Genomic DNA, 18,935 nt, shown 5'->3' with positions numbered 1-18,935 from the left:
CATATGTATGGATAAAGCGGGAAATTAAAGGAGATCGGATGAACTATCTGCGGTGACTGGAATCCCGGACAATCAGCTGGGTGGGCAGCATAACAGACTGGCTAGCGGCTGTTTTCTGGTTATCTGCTTTCAGCAGGTCCAGCATGATGCTGATGGTATGGTTTGCTATCTCGTCTGTTGGTTGTGCCACAGCCGTGATGGATGGTTTGTGCAGCTTGAAAACATCGTTGTCGTCGTAAGATACCATGCCCATGCGCGACGGAATCTCCAGGCCAAGCGACTCAATGGCCTCCAGCCCCCGCACCCCTAGGTAGTTCGTGGCAAAGAAAACGGCATCTACAGCGGGATGCGCCTCCAGGTAGTCACGCACCTGCCGCACGATCGCATCCGCCTCGTTCCCGAACGGGATTTCCAGCACCATCGGCTCAAAGCCATAGCTATTGGCGGCTTTCTGGTAACCTTCCAGGCGCAGCTGCATCTGGGTTTGCGTGGAATCTGTGGTGATGTAGGCGATTTTCTTAAACCCTTGCTCATACAAATGGCAAGTGGCGTCATACGCCCCGGTTAAGTTATCCACTACGACCGTATTGGTATCAAGGCCCGCAATGGTTCGGTCAACCAGCACCACGGGCAGCCCCTCGCTCATCAGTTTCTGTACCTCCTCTTCTATACCCGAAGGCGGCGTGATAATATAGCCATCCAGCAGTTTCCCTTTGAACATACTGATCAGGTCCCTGGTTTTTTCGGCGTTATCTTCGGTGCTGCAGTAAATGATTTTATACCCCTCGCTATAGGCCTTTTCCTCAATCTTGCGGGCAATGCTCGCAAAGAAGGGGTTCGAGATATCCTCCACCATCAACCCGATGGTATTCGTCTTGCCGGTACGCAGGCTTTGCGCCAGTTGGTTGGGCCTATAGTCTACCTCCTCTACCAACTTCAGCACCTTGGCGGTCAGGCTGTCGCTGATGCGTTTCTCCTTTGCCTTTCCATTCAGAATAAAGGAAACAGTAGTGATAGAGATATTAAGCTCTTTGGCAATATCGCTTATAAGGATTTTCTTTTTCATCTGGGACAACTTCGGCGGCAATGCTGTAAATATAACCAAATAAAAGAAAAGCCCCTAGCGGCAGGCACGCCTGGGCAGGCCACGACAGGTGCCCGCCAGCGTAAAACCAGCTCTCCCGGTTTGTCTAAACGAAACACCCAAAGATGGCTATTCCTTGATCAGAAAGAGGATAGTTACCTGCTTTCCTTTACCAGGCGCAGGGCCTCTTCGGCGGCCTCCTGCAAACGGCCGTACTGCTGCTGCTCTAACACCTCTTTGCTGATAAGCTTGCTGCCCATGCCCACCGCGCATACCCCTGCCTTAAACCAGGTGCTGATGTTGGCTTTCTCCAGCTCCACGCCGCCGGTTGGTATAAACAGCTGCCCCGCAAAGAGCTCTTTGATAGACGACATGAAAGCCGGCCCCAGTATGTTAGCCGGAAACAGCTTGATGAGCGCTGCCTCGGCCTGTTGTGCGGTATGAATCTCCGTGGGGGTAAAGCAGCCTGGTATCCATAGCAGCCCGGCCTCGTGCACGGCATTTCCTACCGCTGTATCCACCACCGGACAAACGAGGTAGTCGGCTCCGGCTTTGATGAAAGCATCTGCCTGCGCAGTGGTCTTGATGGTGCCGATGCCCAGGTGCAGGTCCGGGTACTGCTGGCTCAGCTCCTTTTTCAGGTAAGTGAAATTCTCCAGAGCGGCCGGGCCGCGGTTGGTGTACTCCAGCGTCCGGATGCCGGCTTTGTAGAGCGCGCGGACAATCTCCAGGCTCACTTCCGGGTCTTCGTAGAAAAAAAGCGGCAACAGGCCCTGCTGCACGATGGCTTGCAAGGCGGTTTCTTTAGTTGGCATATGTATGGATGGTTTCGTGTATCTCGGCTACCGTAGAGGTGGTGGCGTCGCTGGGTATAAACAGTTTTTTAAAGGCTGCGGCGGTGGCAAACGCCAATGTGTCGGCGGGCGGCAACTGGTTGTAGAAGCCATAAATCAGGCCCGCCATAAAGCAGTCGCCGCTGCCTACCTTGTCCAATATCTTGTCGGCCACGTACTCCTGCGACACGATAAGCCGGCCCTCGGTGTAGAGTGCGGTATAGTAGCGGATGCCCTCCGTGCCGTAATCGAAGCGGAACGTGTTGGCCACAATGCTGCAGTTCGGGAATTGGTTGATGATGGCCTCGGAGGTGATCTGGGCGTGCTGCAGCAGGCTTTCCTTGCTGCGGTCGGCTATCAGCCCCTCGTCTAGGGGTGTGCCCAGCATTTGGCTGGCTGCCCAGATGTTGCCCATAATCAGGTTGCACTGCTGCGCGAGCTGCGGCATGATGTCCACAGGGTCTTTCCCGTACTTCCAGAGCTTGGCGCGGTAGTTCAGGTCCAGCGACACGAACACGTTTCGCCGCCGCGCCTCCTCCAGTGCCTCTGCGCAAACGTCGGCCACACTTTGTGTGATGGCCGGGCAGATGGCGCTGAAATGGAACCAGCTAACGCCCTCGAACACCTGCGCCCAGTCGATGGTGCCTGGCTGCAGCGTAGCAAACGAGGAGCCGGCACGGTCATAGATCACCCCCGTGTTTTTCAGGTCTTTGCCCTTGGGCAGGTAGTAGAGGCCCAGCCGCTCCCCCTGCTTCACGATAGGCGCTGTGCCAACCTGTCGGCTTTGCAGGTAACCAATCAGCTGCTCGGAGAGGAAGTTGTCGGGCACGGCAGTAAAATAAGCCGAAGGCACTTGCCATAGTGCCAGCGCCGTGGCCACGTTGGCCTCAGCCCCGCCCACATAAAAAGGCAGGCTGTTGTGCTGTAACCACTGGCCGCCTTCGTCGGGGCATATCCTTAATAAAAGCTCACCGAAAGAGAGTACTTTGCCCATATGTTTTTAATTTTTGATGCCTTAAATTAATAAATTTATCCTGAGTTATCCCTGCTCGCTTTTATACCCTTCGCCTCTACTTCAAAATCCGCAACAGAAATACACCTCTAAAACCCCAAATAGCGGGATAGCCGCTGAGCAGGATGCTGGGTCAAAGAAGCATAACCTCAGGAGTGTTGTTTATACTAACTGCAGCGCAGTTACCATTCGGAACGGGCACCTGTGCGATTGACGTTCACTAATTTTTATCCAGAAAGCGGTACAACTCGGAGGCGGCCAGCAGGAAAGCGCCTACCCCGAAGCCAGAGGTTGAGTTCACGTCCACCACCTGGCCTGGTATGGCCCTCTCGCCGATGGGCTGCACATACCCCACTTTGCCGCTGGGCTGTAAGGCCGTGGTAGTCAGGTAATGGTAGGCCCGGGCGGCAGCTGACAGGTATTCCTCTTTGTCCAGGTAGCCCTTGTTGATGCCCCAAAGCAGACCATAGGTAAAGAAAGCGGTGCCGCTGGTTTCGGGGCCAGGGGCGTGTGCCGGGTCCAGGATGCTGCGCGTCCAGTAGCCCTCCGGCTGCTGCGATTTCATCACCGCTTCTGCCATGCCCTTGTACCTTTCCATAAAGAAGTCCCGGTGCGGGGCATCCTTCGGCAGGTCCTGCAGCACCTTGGCCAGTCCGGCAAACACCCACCCGTCGCCACGCGCCCAAAAGTCCTTTTTCCCGTTGGCGCTCTTGTGCTTGGGGTATAGATACTTGGCATCACGGTAATACAGTTGTTCCTGCGGGTCATACATCACCGAGTCGGCGTAGCGGTAATATTCGTAGAGCTTATCTAGGTACTGCTCGTTGCCCGTCACGTTGTAGAGTTTGGTCATCACGGGCATCACCATGTACAGGCCATCGGCCCACCACCAGTAGTCGCTGTTGGGCGTGCTCATCTGGTACTCCATTACCTCGCGGGCGCGGGCAATTTTCTTCGGGTCCTTTTCCTTGTCCAGGTTATACAGGTCGATGTAGGTCTGGAACGCGATCTGCCAATCTCCGAACAGCACGTGCTCATCCGTCTCGCCGTAATGGTATTTCCAGTTGGCCCTGTTCTCTGACTTAGCCCCTTTCCACTGGTTCTGCTCCGCCCAAGCCTCCGAGTAAGATTTGAAAGCCGGATTCTGCGTTACCTTGTAAGCCTCCATGTTGCCGGTATGGTAGGCCGCGATGTCCCAGAAGGCCCAGCCCGGCGTCGGGTTCGTTTCCTGCCAATACGTGTTCGCCTTATCGATTACTTGCACCACCTCCTCCTTTGAGTCAGGCAAAAGCGGGTGACCGGACTTTGTGCCGGACGATGTGGCACAAGCACCAAGCAAAAACAGCAAAAACGTGCAATAAACAGACAATCTGGTCTTTATCATGAGGTATAAATTTTATCTTAATGTAGGTCTGATAGTGGAATGCGCCTCTGTTACCAAGGGGGGGTGAAAGCGATTTACTCTTGCCTGAGACTATTCACCCGAAGCCGGGTACGGCTGTTCGCTTCAGTGATTTTTCATCCTCAGCCACACCATTAGCTCCTAAAATTCCGGCTTCCACGCCACTACCCGGATGGGCTGCGGCGGTACGTCGGCCTGGCCCTCACCATCCACCTGCACCACTTTTTGCACAAACAGGTTCAGAATGCCTTTTGCCTTCCAGAGTTCTGTGTCATAGCTTGGCTCCCATGCCCCCAACGATTCCTGCGTCAAGTCTCGGATCGTCCAGGTGGCATCAGACAGCTTTTGAATGACGGCTGCCGAGGCCCTGCTGCCGCGCTCCTCATCTCTGAAAATCATGAGCACCGACGTCGCATCGCCGGCGTTTTTCACCAGCACCTGCGGCCGGGCAATCGGGATGCTTTTGGTGCCCACGCCGCTCAGGCTAAACGGCGTTGCGCGAAAGTCAAGCGCCAGGGTTTTCCAGTTGTTTCCGGTATGATATACCAGGTGGTACTGCGGTACGTCCGAGTCAGCCTCCCGCCAGTAGGTGGCAATGAACGGGTTGCCGGTAGCGTCTGCCCCCATGGAGGTCTGGTTGATCAGTTCGCTGTTTTGCGGAATGCGTTGGGCGATTTCGGCTGTTGCCTCCGTGATGGGCAAGGTGTACTTCTCCCCGTTTGTTTTTTCCCAGGTCATGCCCCCGTCCGTGGAGCGGGCGTAACTCAGGTCGTGGTTGCTGGCCACATTGGGGCTCTCGCGCCATACCCACGACACGTGGATGGTTCCCCGCTCGTCGATGTACGCTTGCCAGTAGGCGTTGCGCTCCCCCTCGCCGCTGATCAGGTTGCTGTGAAGCTGGGTCCATTTCTGCTGCTTGGTGTCGTAGCGGTTGATGACCATATTGCCCTGCCCGGAACCTCCGTCGCGGTAAAAGAAAAGCAGGTTGCCATCCGCTAGTCTGTAAAATTCCGGGTAAGACACGACTTTCTCCTGTTGCCCCGTCATCGGCATTTTTTCGGTCAGTTCCAGCGAACCGGGCGCTACGCTGCGGGCATAGTTGAGGGGGTTGTTATGATGGTCCCAGGAAAGGTGCAGGAAGCCGTTGCCATCAACCATCAGACTAATGGTATTATGCGCATCGGAGGCGTTGCCGGTAAAGCCGGTTTTGCTGATTTCCCAGGTTTCAGCCCCGCTCCTGCGCTTGGCCAGCACCACTTGCCGGTCGGCAGCGTACCAGGCGGCGTACTGGGTGCCCTGGTGCGTGACCAACGAGTTTTTCCGGAACACCACCGCATTCACCGAGTTGTTGGCCCAGCCGTCGGCAATTGTGGTGGAAGTGGGCTGCGCCAGCCGCGGGGTGGTGCAGGAGGTAACACTGAGGCACAAAAAGAACAGGGCGCAAAGTATTTTCGATGCCTGTTGGGGTATATTATCAATCATAGGAAAATCGTCATCCACCGAAGCCGCCCGGGACAGCACACGCTGCGTTTTGGCAACCATGCGCGGCATGTCAGAGTGCGGTTGCACCTGCCTATAGCGCGGCTTGTTACAGTGTAGAGGCAGGCTAAACTGTTTTTGGACGAACGTGGGGTATAAATTTGCGTCATTTTATACCTCCTATCCCTCCGAAAGCAGCTGATGAATTTCCTGATTTTGCTTTATCACCAGGCGATCGTTCCTTTCAAACCTGCGCGCTGTACAGTTACACCTGCCGAAGCGCTTTTAGCATAGCTGTCCGGATAAGTACCGGCCCCACCAGGCCCGACTCCAGCAGCGGTGTGTCGGCGGTGTAGTGCTTCCAGGTGGTAAAGGTCACGCGGCCATCGTCGGGCTTTGGCTGCCCCTGCTGGTACCACGCTGGCAACTTCTCGATGGCACCGCTCACCAAAGGCGCAAAGGCGCTGTTCCCCCCTCCGGGCATATAGGCATCCACATCCGGCAACTGCGCATCCCCGATCAGGCGGTTTGGCCATTGGTTGGTTACCTTCACCTCCAGCTGGTTCGTGCCCGGTTTCACAGCGTCTGTGATGTCTACCATATAGGGCCGTGTCCAGAGAATCCCCATATCCCTCCCATTCACCTTTACCTCGGCAATCACTTCTACCTGGCCCAAGTCCAAAAACAAGCGCTTGCCGTTCTGGAGGTTGCTGGCCACGACGCGGAAGCTGTGGCTGTACGTAGCCGTGCCAGCGAAATACCTTACCCCATCTACGGCGTGCTTGTGCAGCGACATGAGCCGCGGCAGTGTGATGCTGGCAGGCGCCCCCCGATCCGGCGGAAAAGAGACTTGCCACGAGCCAGTGAGGACTTTCGGTGGCTCCAGCCCCGCGACTGACATTTTGTAAGACTTGTTACGGGAGCTAAGGGCAGTATAGCTGCCCTCCTGCCAGAACAGGAATTCAGCCGACTTTTCACCCACGGGCTCTACTACCTTAGTCCATGCGGCCGTGGTGTCCGGAGACTTGGCAGCCAGTGCCTTGATCCGGCTTTCGGGCAGGGCTTCGTTTAAAAGCTCCGGCTTCGTCATGTCGCCGTTGAAGTAGGAAGCGCCCTCCTGCAGGTAGGCTTTGCCGATGCCCGGATGCACGTAGGTATGTTTTTTCTCCCCTGTTTTCACCAGCTGCCCGTTCACGTACACGGAGGGCACCCCCTCGCTGTATACAATCGCGATGTGAGACCAGCCGGAAATAGCCACAGGAGCTGCCAGCACAAAAACCGGCAGGTTCGCGGTATTTTCCCAGACAGCCACCCCGTTCCGGCCCAGCGCCACCCCGCTCACTGCATGTTCCGGCCCGTACAGGGCGCTTCCCGAGGCAGGGTATACGGCATAAAAATCCGTCCAGGGGTGCTCTACGCGCTCCATAAAGTTATCTGTGCGTAGCATGATGTTCTGCTCAGGCTTCGCCCAAAACAGGACGGTGAAGTTGTTGATCACATCCTTGTACAGTTCCCGCGCTACCCCAGGGAAAGGCTGCGTCCCGAGTACCACCTGGTTGTTTCGGGTGATGGCCTGCACGCGCTCCTCAGCGGCAGCGCCACGGAAAATTACCAGCATGGAGCCATAAGGGTTGAGTTGCACCGGCACGTGAGTGCGCCCATGGCTTTCCTCGTAGATCGGCGTGGAAATCATCTTCCCGGTCACGGCATCCCAGAGCTCCGGCTGCTTGCCGCTTACCCTGAATATGCCCACCACCTCTTCCGGCGTGCGCCGCAGATTGCTGATAAAGTAGATATCTCCCTCGTCTGTTGTCCGGTGGATATAGGTGATAGGGGCATCGCCGGAGCGGGAAGAATACTCAAAATCGGGCTGGAGCTGCAGCGCCTGCAGCACATCTGTCAGCTGTTGCCCCCAGTATACGTGTCCTTTTCCTACCTTGCGGTTTACAACGGCCTCCTCCTGCTTTCCCCACAATTCTTCGCAAAGCCTGTTGAACTCTGCCTCTGCCTGCGCAGAATGGTTCTGAAGGCCAGGCGTGCCGACAGGCCTGGCCCCCACCAGCGGCAGCCCCTGCTGCACCATCTCGTGCACTTTCCGGAGGAACGGCAGCGTGATGCGCTCATATTCCTGCAGCACCAGCACGCCGTAATTCATGCCATGCGGCAGCACCAGGCGGTTGTTCTCCACCCGGGCGCTTTTCAGGATGGTCTCCGCGTTGATCACATCGTAATCGTAGCCGAAGGGCGGGGATGGGTGGAGGTCTTCGCGGTTCACGGTGGTGTACATGCCGGGGTCCTCGCCGGAGAAATAGGCCAGGTCGGCAATAAACTGCCCCTGTTGCAGCAGGCTCTGGCAGCGCGCCATATAGTTCAGCCACGCTTTGCCGGGCTCCCACCAGGTATTGGTACGGTCGAAATGGATACCCCAGGGCCCCATGGTCATACCGGGCACGGCAGTAGGGTGCGGCTGATGCGCAAAACGGTGTATGGCGATGCGGTTGATGCCCAGGCAAAAGTTCTTGTCTCCGGTGGCCTTCATGCCAAACGGATACGCCTGCCAGCGGGCGGCCTCGGGCTCTCCCGTAAAGGACTCGGTGCTGATTACCCTTTGCCCGTTAATATGCGCGACGGAGGCGGCGAGCTTCGAGGTGCGGCGCATGGTCAGGTTGTTCTGGAAGATGGAAGAAAGGCCATTCCAGAACTCGCCCAGCACCCTGTCTGCGCGGGAGCCGATCTGCATCTCCTCCATCGGGCCTCTGTCGTAGGGCTCAACGTACGAAATGATCTGGTGCTGGTTGCACAACTCATCGAACTTGCCGTAGTAGTTATCGGCGAGCATATCGGCCTGCGTGCGCCGCAGGTCCCAGAGGAAGCGCTCGGTGGTATCGGCACTGCCTACCACGCGCCCGGTCATCGCCGGGAGGTACCGGGTCAAGTCATAGGCATTCCGCTTCTCGAAGGCCTGCTCAAAACCGGGCGTCCAGTTTTGCATGCCCACTTCCCAGCTGTCTATCTCCAGCCCCACCATGCCTTTCTCTGCCATAGAACCGATGACCGGCAGCAGGATATCCATCATCTTGTTAAAGTGGAATTCCACCGCCTCGGCCCGGTACTTGTCACACTCCAGGCCAAAGCCGGTGTCGGGGGCGGAGCGGTTCGTTGTGCCGATGGGGGTATACCCCAGGCGCAGCACCGTCCAGTTGCCGGCAGGAGCTCTCCAGCTCAACTCGCCATTCTCGTTCATATAGCGGGTGATGTCCACTACCTTGTTCAGGTCGATGGCCGTACCTGCGGCAGGCGCCAATTCTTCCAGCCCCAGCCCGTTATACTCCAGGTTTGTCCGCTTCTGCCACTCGTTGAACTTACCTGCAGCCGAGAATCGCACCTGCGAAAAGCTGCGGGCACCCGAGGATTTTAGCCGCAGGTATCTGTCTTTCGTGGCCGGGAAATCCCTTATTACCTGCGTAGGTTCCAAGCTGCCCGAGGCCGCCAGTGTCGCTACCGGATGAAAAGTCACGCCGTCTTCGGAAGCCTCCAACACCAGCTGCTCCTGCTGCTCCGGCAGGATGGTATTGACAGCGCCGGTTGGGGCCTTCGCTTTCACGGCGGCGGTAGTAAAGGAAACACACCGGGCCGGAAAGTCTTTCTTAAACTCGAACAGCAGCCAGGCCTCCCCATCTGTTGGCTGCACCACAACAGCGTTCGGGTCACTGGTATTCAACTGCTCTATATCCACAGCACCGTTACTTGAAGTTACCTTGCTTAGCAATTGCGCCAGCGGTTCCTCCCCTGCCAGCGTCGGAAAGGCCACCACTGCCACATCTTGGTAGTAGTCCAGCTTATGGAACGGCTTGGGTACTGACGCTCGCACGCGTTTGCCTCCTTTTAGGGTGGTTTCGCTCCAGGTCAGCTGCTGCATCGCCAAGGCCGGGGTTATCCAGGGGCCGCCGCTGGAGGACCAGCCGGGGCAATTGTGCATGTTAAACTCTATGCCCAGCCGCTCCGCTTCTGCAAAGGCAAACTTCTTCGTTTCCAGCCATTCGGGGCTCAAATACTCCAGCGGCCCTTTCGGGATGCCCGTGCCAGCATCAAAGTTAAACACAGCGCCAACCCCCACCCGGTGCATGGCCTCCAGGTCCAGGGTGATGCCCTGCTTGGATACCTGCCCGTTCATCCAGAACCACATCGTGCCCGGTTTCGCCACCGTAGGCGGATCGGCAAAGAGCTTCTCCAGCGTGGAGGTATACTTGGGCGAAGAGGCCTGCAGGATTCCGGTTGGCGTTACCAGCAGCAACATGCCGGTGGCGCTGGTTAGCTTGATGAAGTCACGTCTTTGCATAGAACAATCTCGTTTTAATTACCGGCCCCTATGGTCCATCTGTTTAAAGCAGTTGAACACTGCTCCTTTCTTGCCGAAGCACTGGCACAAGCTGTGTTAATTCCCTCTTGCCTTGGCTCTTTGCAGCGGTTTGATTCCCTCGTGCGTAGGCATCACCTGCCTGATGCTGCCGTCGGCATTGAACTCCATCCTGTCGATGCAAACTTCGCGGTTATACCCTGCTGCATCGCCCATTGCAATGCCTTTAGGAAAATTGAATCGGTGATACACAATATACCACTCGTCGCGGCCCGGCACCTGGATAACCGAATTGTGGCCGGTGGCATAAATGCCTTTCTCCGGGGCTTTGGCGATAACCAGGTTGTTTTCAGGGACCTTTATTTTGCCGACCGGTGAGGTGGACATACCGTAGCGTACCCGGTAGTTCTCGCTCCGCGTGTCGTCTTCCGACCATAAAAAGTAGTAGGTTCCGTTGCGGAAGAACACGTGCGCACCTTCCCGGAACGTGGCATCCGGGGTGATGACTCTGGTGGTCCCCGGCTTCAAGGAGGTCATGTCAGGCATCAGTTCGGCAACGGCCATGTAGCCATTTCCCCAGTATAGGTAGCTTTTGCCTGATTCAGGGTCCGTGAATACATCCGGGTCTATCTGCTGGCCGCCTTTTACCCCCTCCGGCAACTTGTCGATCAGCGGTTTACCGGAATCCACGAAAGGGCCGGTGGGGTTATCGGCTACCGCCACGCCTATTTTCTGGGCAGCCGTGAAATAGTAGAAATACTTGTACTCCCCGTTTAGTTTCTTCTCGATGATGGTGGGAGCCCAGGCATTGCGATCAGCCCAGCGCACGTCTTTGTGCAGGTCCAGGATCACGCCTTCGTCTTTCCAACTCACCAGATCCTCAGAAGAGAAGGTTTTAAAGTACGTGCCTGCCCAACCCGTAAACCCATCGCTGGTCGGGTAGATGTAGAACTTGCCGGTTTTCTCAGCATACAGCACATCCGGGTCGGCATAGAGCCCACCGAGCACGGGGTTGTGCGCCACACCAGCCGTTACTTGGTATACCTGCGGCTTCTGCCCTTCCACCGTCACGGAGTAGGCAACCGGTCCTTTGCTAAAATCCTGTGCTCCCTTTGGGCTGATGGTTACACCCGGAAAAGTCATAAACTCCGGATCAAGCGCGCTTGGGTTTGTGCCGGGCTTGAGCGGCAGGTGCAGGGTATGGCTGGTTGTGTCGAAGGTGATGTTGGTCTGCTTGATGGCACCCGCTTTGGCCGAGGCAATTACGTCCGTTGCGGAGCCCCATTTGCGCATCAGCCGGGCAGCTTCCGTAGCCGTGATGGGCAGCACGGTGCCGTGCCGCGGGTGGAAGTTCATGCTGACGTCTTCGTCTATCACCGTAAAGCTTTGCAGGTCTTTGCTCTTGGTAAACTGGTATTTCCCTTTGGTATACACATCATACATCAGGATATACTCGTCGCTACCATTCAGTTTAAACACGCCTGAGCCTTCCACCGGATCCTGGGTCTGTTGTACGTACCTGTCCTGCAGCTCATACCCTTCGGTCAGTTTATCAGACGTGGCTATTTTGATGCCTGAGCCCTGCCCCTCGGTTTTGAAGAAGAGGTGATACCTGCCGTCCTTGTGGATGATGTCCCCGTCGATGGACGCGCCGTTGGTGGGGCTGTGGAAAAGCTGTTTCGGGGCGGCTTCCAGCCCCGTGAAATCTTTGTTGGCGTAGGCATAGTAAATCTTATCCGGGTCTTCGCCGTGCTTCATCGAAAAGTAAACCATGTACTTGTTGGCCTCCGGGTCATAAATGGTCTGCGGCGCCCATACCCGTAGCAGGTCCTCGTTGCCCGGAAACTGCTCCTGCATGTTCACCACGCTGGAAGTCCAGTTAACCAGGTCCGTGGATTTGAGCAGCACCATTGCCCGGTTTGAGCTCCAGCCGTTGGCCGACACCATGTCCGTTACCACCATGTAAAATGTCCTGCCGTCGGCTCCACGCAGAATGTGCGGGTCGCGCACCCCGCCTGTCGAGCTGATGTCGGCGGAGTTGATCACGGGCTCGTTCCCGTTGAGGGCGCGGTAGGTATAGCCGTCGGTGCTGAGGGCAAAGCGGATCGCCTCCTCGTCTTTGCGGTTGCCGGTGAAGTAAGTGAACAGGTAGGCGCTGGGTTCTTCCTTGGCTGTGCTGTTTAGGGCCTCGCCAGCCGCGTTACCTGCCGTTGTGCTGCTTGCTAATTGTTTGCCACAGGACGCTGCGAGTGTCCCTATCGCTACCGCAGCAAAGCATAAATAACTTTTCATTGTAGTAAGATATAATTTACCTATTATAGTATCAAGCGAAGTCTGTAAAATCCGGGAAGCGGCATCAAGCCGATCCCTATGCGTCGCTTAGCGCAGGTGCAGGGCATGGTCTGCCGGGAAATCCTGTCCGGTCCAGGCCTTCACGGCCGTCCAGGGGGCCGGTGGCGAGGCCCAGAACGGATCTGACTCGGGCAGGCCAAGCGGCAGGAAAATGGTGGCGCACAGGTATAAGCTGCCCGTGGTGATATAAAAATCGGCCGCGTCGGGCTGGTAGCCGTACAGGCCGATGTTCAGCCAACCGTCTTTGGTGAAGGCCGAGGGCGCATCCAGCGTTTTCCGGTTGACGGCGGTGAGGGCGCTGCGCACCTGCCCTGGAAACAGCGACTCCGGCAACTGCTTGCGGGCAGCCATGTCCGCCAGGTGGTGGAAGGCGCCGCCCCGATAGGCAATAGAGCGGCCAATCACCGGGAAGGAACCGTCGGTGTTGATCAGTCTTTCCTGGATCTCGGCATAGCGCTTGCTGATCTTATCAAACGTCGGGTCGTAGCCCTTGTAGCGGTTATTCTGCCTGCCCGCCACATCCAGTATCACGGCCAGGTAAGGCTGGATGACATAGCTGTTGTAATAGTCCAGCGCAAAGTTGTTTCCGTCTGCGTACATGCCGTCGCCTGCATACCAGTGCTCCGAAAACTCCCGGATGCCGAACTCCACCCGCACCGGGTCATAGTCCAAGCCGTAGTTGGCGAAGAACGCCTCGATCATACCCGAAAACAGAATCCAGTTGCTGTATACCGGCACGGTGTTGCGCGTGGTTAAGAATGCCGAGACCACCTGCTCCTGCACCTGCTTATCGAGGTGCTGCCATACCCAGGGCGCTTTGATCAGGCCCAGAGCCAGAAAGGAGGCATCTACCAGCGGCTGGCCGCCGTCCCAGCGCAAGAAGTCTTCGGCATTGGGGTTCACGGCATTGGCTACCGCTTGCAGGGTCCACTGCCGGTACTGGTTGCGCAACGCTACCTCTTCCTTCGAGCCGCCTTCCAGGTTCAGCCACGGCCCGATGCCGCTCATCACGCGGCCAAATGCCTCCAAATAAGCCACCTGTGTCCGCGAGGCCTTGTTATCGATCCGGTCTGACAGGGCCACCGGCATTCTCTCCTTCAGCTGGTTTGCCGCCAGGTTGGCCAGCACAGGTCGCGCCACCTTGTCCATGTACTGCAGCCATACCTCCCGGTCTGTTTTTTTCGTTTGCTTCTTCCTCTGTGCAAAAGCCTGCTGGGGCAGCATAACCTGCAGTAAGAGCAGTGTGATGAGTAAAAATCCTGTGGTGGTGTAGCGGGTTGTTGTTGTCGTCATACAAGTTGTGGTATGGTGGGTTGGCAAGCGCTGCTCACGCGCCTGTATCTATTCATTTGACTATGTTCTTTTGCAAAACAAAAGACAGTGGCCAAAGCGAACACTTGCTTTGACCACTGTCTTTCAGCTATTTATATAAGTATTTTAAAAGTCACCGCATCAGGATTAATAACCTGGGTTCTGCTCCAGTTTAGCATCCTTGTTCAGGTCAATCTCATTCTGCGGAATCGGCATGAGCAGGTGCGTTTCCGTCAGGCCGGTGATTTGCCTGTTTTCCGGCAAGCCTGGTATGCTGGTGTTCAGCCTGGTGGCTCTTTCTACCAGGGTACCTGTGCGCATCAGCGTGAAACGGCGGTTCTCCTCCCCGATCAGCTCCCGTGCCCGTTCATCCAGGATAAAGTCCAGCGTGATGTCGGCAGCTGTTACGAGCGGCGCGTTGGCCCTGCGCCTTAGGGCATTGATGGACTCGGCCGCCTCAGCCAGCTTGCCTTGCTTGAACTGCGCCTCTGCCTGCAGCAGGTACGTCTCGCCCAGGCGCATCAGGATAAAGTCTTTCCACATGCCGTAGCCAAACACATCCTGCGGGTCAAACTGCCCCCACTTCATGGTGTAAGGCGCGATGATGAACAGCGTGTCCGGCCCTTCGTAAGGCACCCGGGTTTTGTAGATCGCGCTGTACTTCGGGGCAGGGTCGTTGTAGTACAGCTTGCGGTTGATGTTGTGCTCGGAGTTGCGCATGTCGCCTTCCGGGTAGAGGCCGTACAGCACCCAGTTGCTCAGCCTGATTCGGGCAATTCCCCTGCCTCCCAGTGAGTCTGCCGGGATCATACCCGCCCTGCTGTGGTAGGAGGCCTGCCACACGCGGCGCTGCTGCGGGTTGTCGGTCATACCGCCTGGCACGTTACGGGGGTTCTCAGCCTCCATCACCCAGATGGCCTCGGTGTTGCCCTGCCTTCTGCGCTGGTTGCCATACTTAAACATGTCGGAGAAAGGATCGCCGGGCTGGCTGGCCGCCACACCGTAGCGCTTGGTAACCAGACTGAAGGCTCCGCTGTTGATGATGGCGCTTGTCTGCTCCTCGGCTTTCGCGGGTTGGCCCACTCGCAGGTATACCTCTGCCAGCAACTGCCTGGCCATGTACTTGTTAGCGCGCGCCTGTTGTGCGGAAGGGATGTCCTGTATGTCGCGCAGCTGCTCGGCTGCAAACTGCAGGTCCGTCAAGATCAGGCTGTTTACCTCTTCCAGCGGTGCCCGCACAAAATCCGTTTTAGGGGCCGTAAGCGGCTCCTTTACCAGGGGCACCCCGCCGAAGGCGGTAGCCAGGGTGTTGTAGGCAAGCCCCCTGAAAAAGCGCGCCTCTGCATTGATTCTGTTTTTGTCTGCTTCCGATACCCCAACCAAGTCAGCGCTCTCCACATTCTTGATGATCACGTTCGCGTTGTTGATCATGGTATAAGACCAGTTCCAGGTATGGTCGGCGGCTCCGTCCAGCGACGTCAGGGTATTGTAGTTGAAATAAGGCACCTCAATGCCCTGCGGCTGTATCGGCCATACCACATCGGTACCTACCTGCCAAACGGCTGGCCAGCCCTGCGCCCAGCTCACGGAGTAAAACGTACTGTTGTGGTTGTAAAGCCCTACGAGCGATGCCTCCAAACCCGGTAAGTCCCTTAAAGTTGTCGGAGAGTAACTACTGAGCACTTCCTCATCCAGCAAGTCTTTGTCGCAGGCGGTGAAGGTTTGCAACCCGAGGCAGGCGAAAGCAAATATCTTTATATATCTTTTCATTTTGTTCGAGATTTTAGCGTGACGGTTAAAGGGTAAGGTTCAGGCCGAGAGAAACAGATCGCACGAGCGGGTAGTTGTTTCTCCAGTCTCCTGACCCTCGTGAGGACTGGCTGCTTTCCGGATCCCAGCCTACCCAGTCGGTAAAGGTGTGGAGGTTTCTGCCAGCCGTGTAGATCGTTAAGCCACCGATGCCATACTTGTCGAGGAGGGTCTGTGGCACGGTATAGCTCAGGCGTACGTCCTTGATTCTGACATAGCTGTTGTCGCGGGCGAAGTTGTAGCCATGCGGGTTTCGGTAGGCAAGCGATGGGTACTCGGTGCTTCTGTTCTCCGGTGTCCAGTAACCTACTTCGGCTGGGAGGTTTCTTCTGCCGGCCTCATCGCCGTAGAAGATGTCCGGGTTGCCCTTCAGCGATCCCTGCGAAGTCTGCAGGAACACACTCAGGTGGAAGTTGCCGTAGTTGAATGTGTTGGTAAGGCCGCCGTACCACTTTGGCAAGGTAGAACCCAGGTATACCCTGTCATCGCCGGTAATTTTGCCGTCGCCGTTCACATCCTCAAATTTCAGGTCGCCGGGTTGCGCATTCAGGCCATCCGGAATATCATCACCCTCCTGCCACACGCCTAACCAGTTATAGGAATACACTGCGCCCAGCGACTTGCCGATGAACCAGCGGTTTCCGATGTCATCCTGCCCGTCGCCGTAAAGCTCCACGATCTCGTTCTTGTTTCGGGAGAAGTTGATGTTAGACTCCCAGCTAAACTTGCCAGCCGTTACATTTACCGTGTTCAGCGTCATTTCAACGCCTTGGTTCTTCACTTCGCCCAGGTTGTAGAACACACTGGAGTAGCCCGTTACGTTCGGGATCTGCCTGCTCAGCAGCAAGTCGTTTGTATGCGAGTTATAGACTTCCAGCGTACCGTTGACCCTGTTGCCGAAGAAGCCGAAATCCACACCGACGTTGCCGGAGGTGGTCGTCTCCCAGTTCAGGTCGGCGTTGCCGAGCCTGCTGGCTAACACACCGATGGTGCTGGCACCGCCAAACGGAAAGCGTACCGTGTTGTACAGGGTGGCCGTCTGGTTTACGCCAATAGCCTGATTACCCGACTGGCCATAAGAGACCCTTAGCTTCAGCTGGTTCACGAAGTCGTTGTTCTGCATAAACGCCTCGTTGGCAATGTTCCAGCCCAGCGCCAATGACGGGAAGACCCCGTATTTGTCTGTGTTTGCGCCAAAAGCGGAATAACCGTCTCTTCGGGCAGTCAGCGTCAGTAAATAACGGCTGTTGTAAGAGTAGTTGACACGCGCCATCTGAGACAGCAGGTTGGTTCTGTCGCTGTAAGAAGACGAGGTTCTGTTCTCGCCTGCCCCCAGGTTGAAGTAGGATAGCTGGTCGTTTATGAAGGTATTGGCGTTTGCCCCGGAAGTAAGGTACTCGGTGCCCTGCGCGCTGTACAGCCCGGTAAGGCCCACGTGGTGCTTGCCAAAATCCCTGTCATACGTCAGGATGTTCTCCACCACCCAGTTGTTGGTTTCCTGATTGTTGATGTAAGCTGAGCCAACCCGGTCGTTAGCTAACCGGCCGGTGTAGCCTGCCTGCTTCCCGATCTCATAGGTATAAGACGTATTCAACCGGTACTTCAGCCCTTTCACAAACCCTGGCGTCAGTTCGGCATACCCCGAGCCCGTGATGTATTTGCGTCTGTCCAGCCTGTCGGTGGTTAAACCCAGCATAGGGCTTTCAAACAGCAACTCAGGGTACATCGGGAAAATCTCGTAGCCGCCTGTCTCGTTGTACAACTGGCCGTAAGGACTCAGGGCAGTGGCATACAACAGGTTCACGCGACCACCGTCGGAGTTATGGTCAGCAAAGTAAAGGGAAGTACCTACCTTCAGATAGTCTGTCAGGGTAGCATCCAGGTTAGAACGGATACTGGCCCGCTGAAACTCATAGCCTTTTACCACGCCTGTCTGGTTCAGGTAGCCTCCGGTCACGTAATACTGCAGGTTATCTGTCCCGCCCGCAATGCTTAGGTTGTGCTCCGTGATTTTCCCGGCTTGGGTGGCCTCATCCAGCCAATCCACCGTGTTGCCTGCATTGTAGTTATCCACCTCAAAAGTGTTCGGCAGCACCTGCGTCTGGGTTAACCCCTGAGCCACCAGGTAGTCTTTGTACTTCTGCACATAGCGCTCCGGCGAGCTCGGCTCAAACTTATTGGCCAGGTTCTCCACACCGTAATAGCCACTGTAATTGATGCGCGGCTTGCCAGACTTACCTCTTTTGGTGGTGATCAGGATCACACCGTTCGAGCCGCGTGTACCGTAGATAGCTACCGCCGAAGCGTCTTTCAAGATCTCGATCGACTCGATGTCATTTGCGTTGATGTCGTTTATCTGGCCAAAGAACGGCGTTCCGTCCACCACAATAAAGGGAGAGTTGTTGGCACTGATCGAGTTCACGCCCCGTATACTCATACTGCCGGAACTGCCCGGCACAGAGGAACCCTGCGAGATGTTCAGACCGGCCGTGGTGCCCTGTATGGCCTGTGTTAAGTCTGTTACCGGCAGGTTGGAAAGCCTTTCCTTCGGCACAGATGCTACGGAGCCGGTAATGTCGGAGCGCTTCTGCGTGCCGTACCCCACTACCACCACTTCTTCCAGTGCTTTGGCATCGGTGCCGAGCCGCACATCAATGTTCGTCCGGTTGTTTACCGGCACCTCCTGTGTCATAAACCCGATGTAGGAGAAGATCAGGGTGCCGTTGCCTGATGGGAGGTTGATGGTATAGTTACCGTTACTTCCAGTAGGGGCAGCTACGTTGGTTCCCTTTAGCAGCACTGTCACGCCTGGCAGGCCAGCGCCAGTCGCATCGGTCACTTTCCCCTGCACAGTCAGCCCCTGGGCAATGGCCCCGGCAACAGTGAGAAACAATAGCGGGAGTATCAAAAGATACCGCAACTCCTTTGGTAAATTGTATTGCATAAACTAATAAGAATTAGGTTGATAATTGCTTTTCTGCAGTGCTGACATGGTGCATTCGTGGCTTGAAGCGCTACTCCTTTGCAGCGTGCCTTTCACATTCGCCATGTGCATTTCATGTTGATTTTACACTTATAATTTTAGAGAGGTGCCTCCCGCAGTTTTTAGACAAATTATTTCGTTTAATTTCTAAGTGACTCGAAATGGCTTCTACTGCTTCGTTGGCAGCGCATTTCCTCAGCAACAAATAAGCAATCAGTTACTTAAGTCTGAAGAATTTCCTGCAGACAGCAGGAGTGCAATCCACCATTAAAGGGAAGCAAATGCTGAACTTATCCCCTACGTGACCGGAATC

The 18,935-nt window shown here is 56.1% G+C and carries 10 protein-coding genes; all 10 read right to left on the bottom strand.

The window, feature by feature from the left end:
• Nucleotides 1-43 precede the first annotated feature (43 nt).
• The 10 genes from ACXYMU_RS04520 to ACXYMU_RS04475 all read right to left on the bottom strand — a co-directional run bounded on the left by ACXYMU_RS04520 (nucleotide 44) and on the right by ACXYMU_RS04475 (nucleotide 18,583).
• Nucleotides 44-1,066 (bottom strand): LacI family DNA-binding transcriptional regulator, encoded by a 1,023-nt coding sequence (locus ACXYMU_RS04520; RefSeq protein WP_458985160.1) that lies wholly within the window; start codon nucleotides 1,064-1,066, stop codon nucleotides 44-46.
• 173 nt (nucleotides 1,067-1,239) lie between these two features.
• Nucleotides 1,240-1,899: a bifunctional 4-hydroxy-2-oxoglutarate aldolase/2-dehydro-3-deoxy-phosphogluconate aldolase gene (locus tag ACXYMU_RS04515; RefSeq protein ID WP_458985159.1), complete on the bottom strand. Its 660-nt coding sequence runs from the start codon at nucleotides 1,897-1,899 to the stop codon at nucleotides 1,240-1,242.
• A complete protein-coding gene (locus ACXYMU_RS04510) occupies nucleotides 1,889-2,911 on the bottom strand; it encodes a PfkB family carbohydrate kinase (protein WP_458985158.1) in 1,023 nt (340 codons plus the stop codon). Before ACXYMU_RS04510 ends, ACXYMU_RS04515 begins: the two co-directional genes overlap by 11 nt.
• A 238-nt stretch (nucleotides 2,912-3,149) precedes the next feature.
• On the bottom strand, nucleotides 3,150-4,313 hold the full coding sequence (locus tag ACXYMU_RS04505) for a glycoside hydrolase family 88/105 protein (protein ID WP_458985157.1): 1,164 nt from the start codon (nucleotides 4,311-4,313) through the stop codon (nucleotides 3,150-3,152).
• Nucleotides 4,314-4,472: 159 nt separating this feature from the next.
• Nucleotides 4,473-5,900, bottom strand: a complete 1,428-nt coding sequence (locus ACXYMU_RS04500) for a BNR repeat-containing protein (RefSeq protein WP_458985156.1) — start codon at nucleotides 5,898-5,900, stop codon at nucleotides 4,473-4,475.
• A gap of 175 nt (nucleotides 5,901-6,075) precedes the next feature.
• Nucleotides 6,076-10,149 (bottom strand): glycosyl hydrolase, encoded by a 4,074-nt coding sequence (locus ACXYMU_RS04495; RefSeq protein ID WP_458985155.1) that lies wholly within the window; start codon nucleotides 10,147-10,149, stop codon nucleotides 6,076-6,078.
• Between the two features lie 96 nt (nucleotides 10,150-10,245).
• Nucleotides 10,246-12,459, bottom strand: a complete 2,214-nt coding sequence (locus tag ACXYMU_RS04490; RefSeq protein ID WP_458985154.1) for a family 43 glycosylhydrolase — start codon at nucleotides 12,457-12,459, stop codon at nucleotides 10,246-10,248.
• A gap of 87 nt (nucleotides 12,460-12,546) precedes the next feature.
• Nucleotides 12,547-13,812 (bottom strand): DUF2264 domain-containing protein, encoded by a 1,266-nt coding sequence (locus tag ACXYMU_RS04485; protein WP_458985153.1) that lies wholly within the window; start codon nucleotides 13,810-13,812, stop codon nucleotides 12,547-12,549.
• Between the two features lie 165 nt (nucleotides 13,813-13,977).
• Nucleotides 13,978-15,600 (bottom strand): RagB/SusD family nutrient uptake outer membrane protein, encoded by a 1,623-nt coding sequence (locus ACXYMU_RS04480; protein WP_458985152.1) that lies wholly within the window; start codon nucleotides 15,598-15,600, stop codon nucleotides 13,978-13,980.
• Nucleotides 15,601-15,625: 25 nt separating this feature from the next.
• Complete coding sequence (locus tag ACXYMU_RS04475; RefSeq protein ID WP_458985151.1) at nucleotides 15,626-18,583, bottom strand: SusC/RagA family TonB-linked outer membrane protein; 2,958 nt, start codon at nucleotides 18,581-18,583, stop codon at nucleotides 15,626-15,628.
• Between the last annotated feature and the right edge of the window lie 352 nt (nucleotides 18,584-18,935).

Source organism: Pontibacter sp. CAU 1760 (genome assembly GCF_054482735.1).
This window is presented reverse-complemented; position numbering and strand designations above follow the sequence as displayed.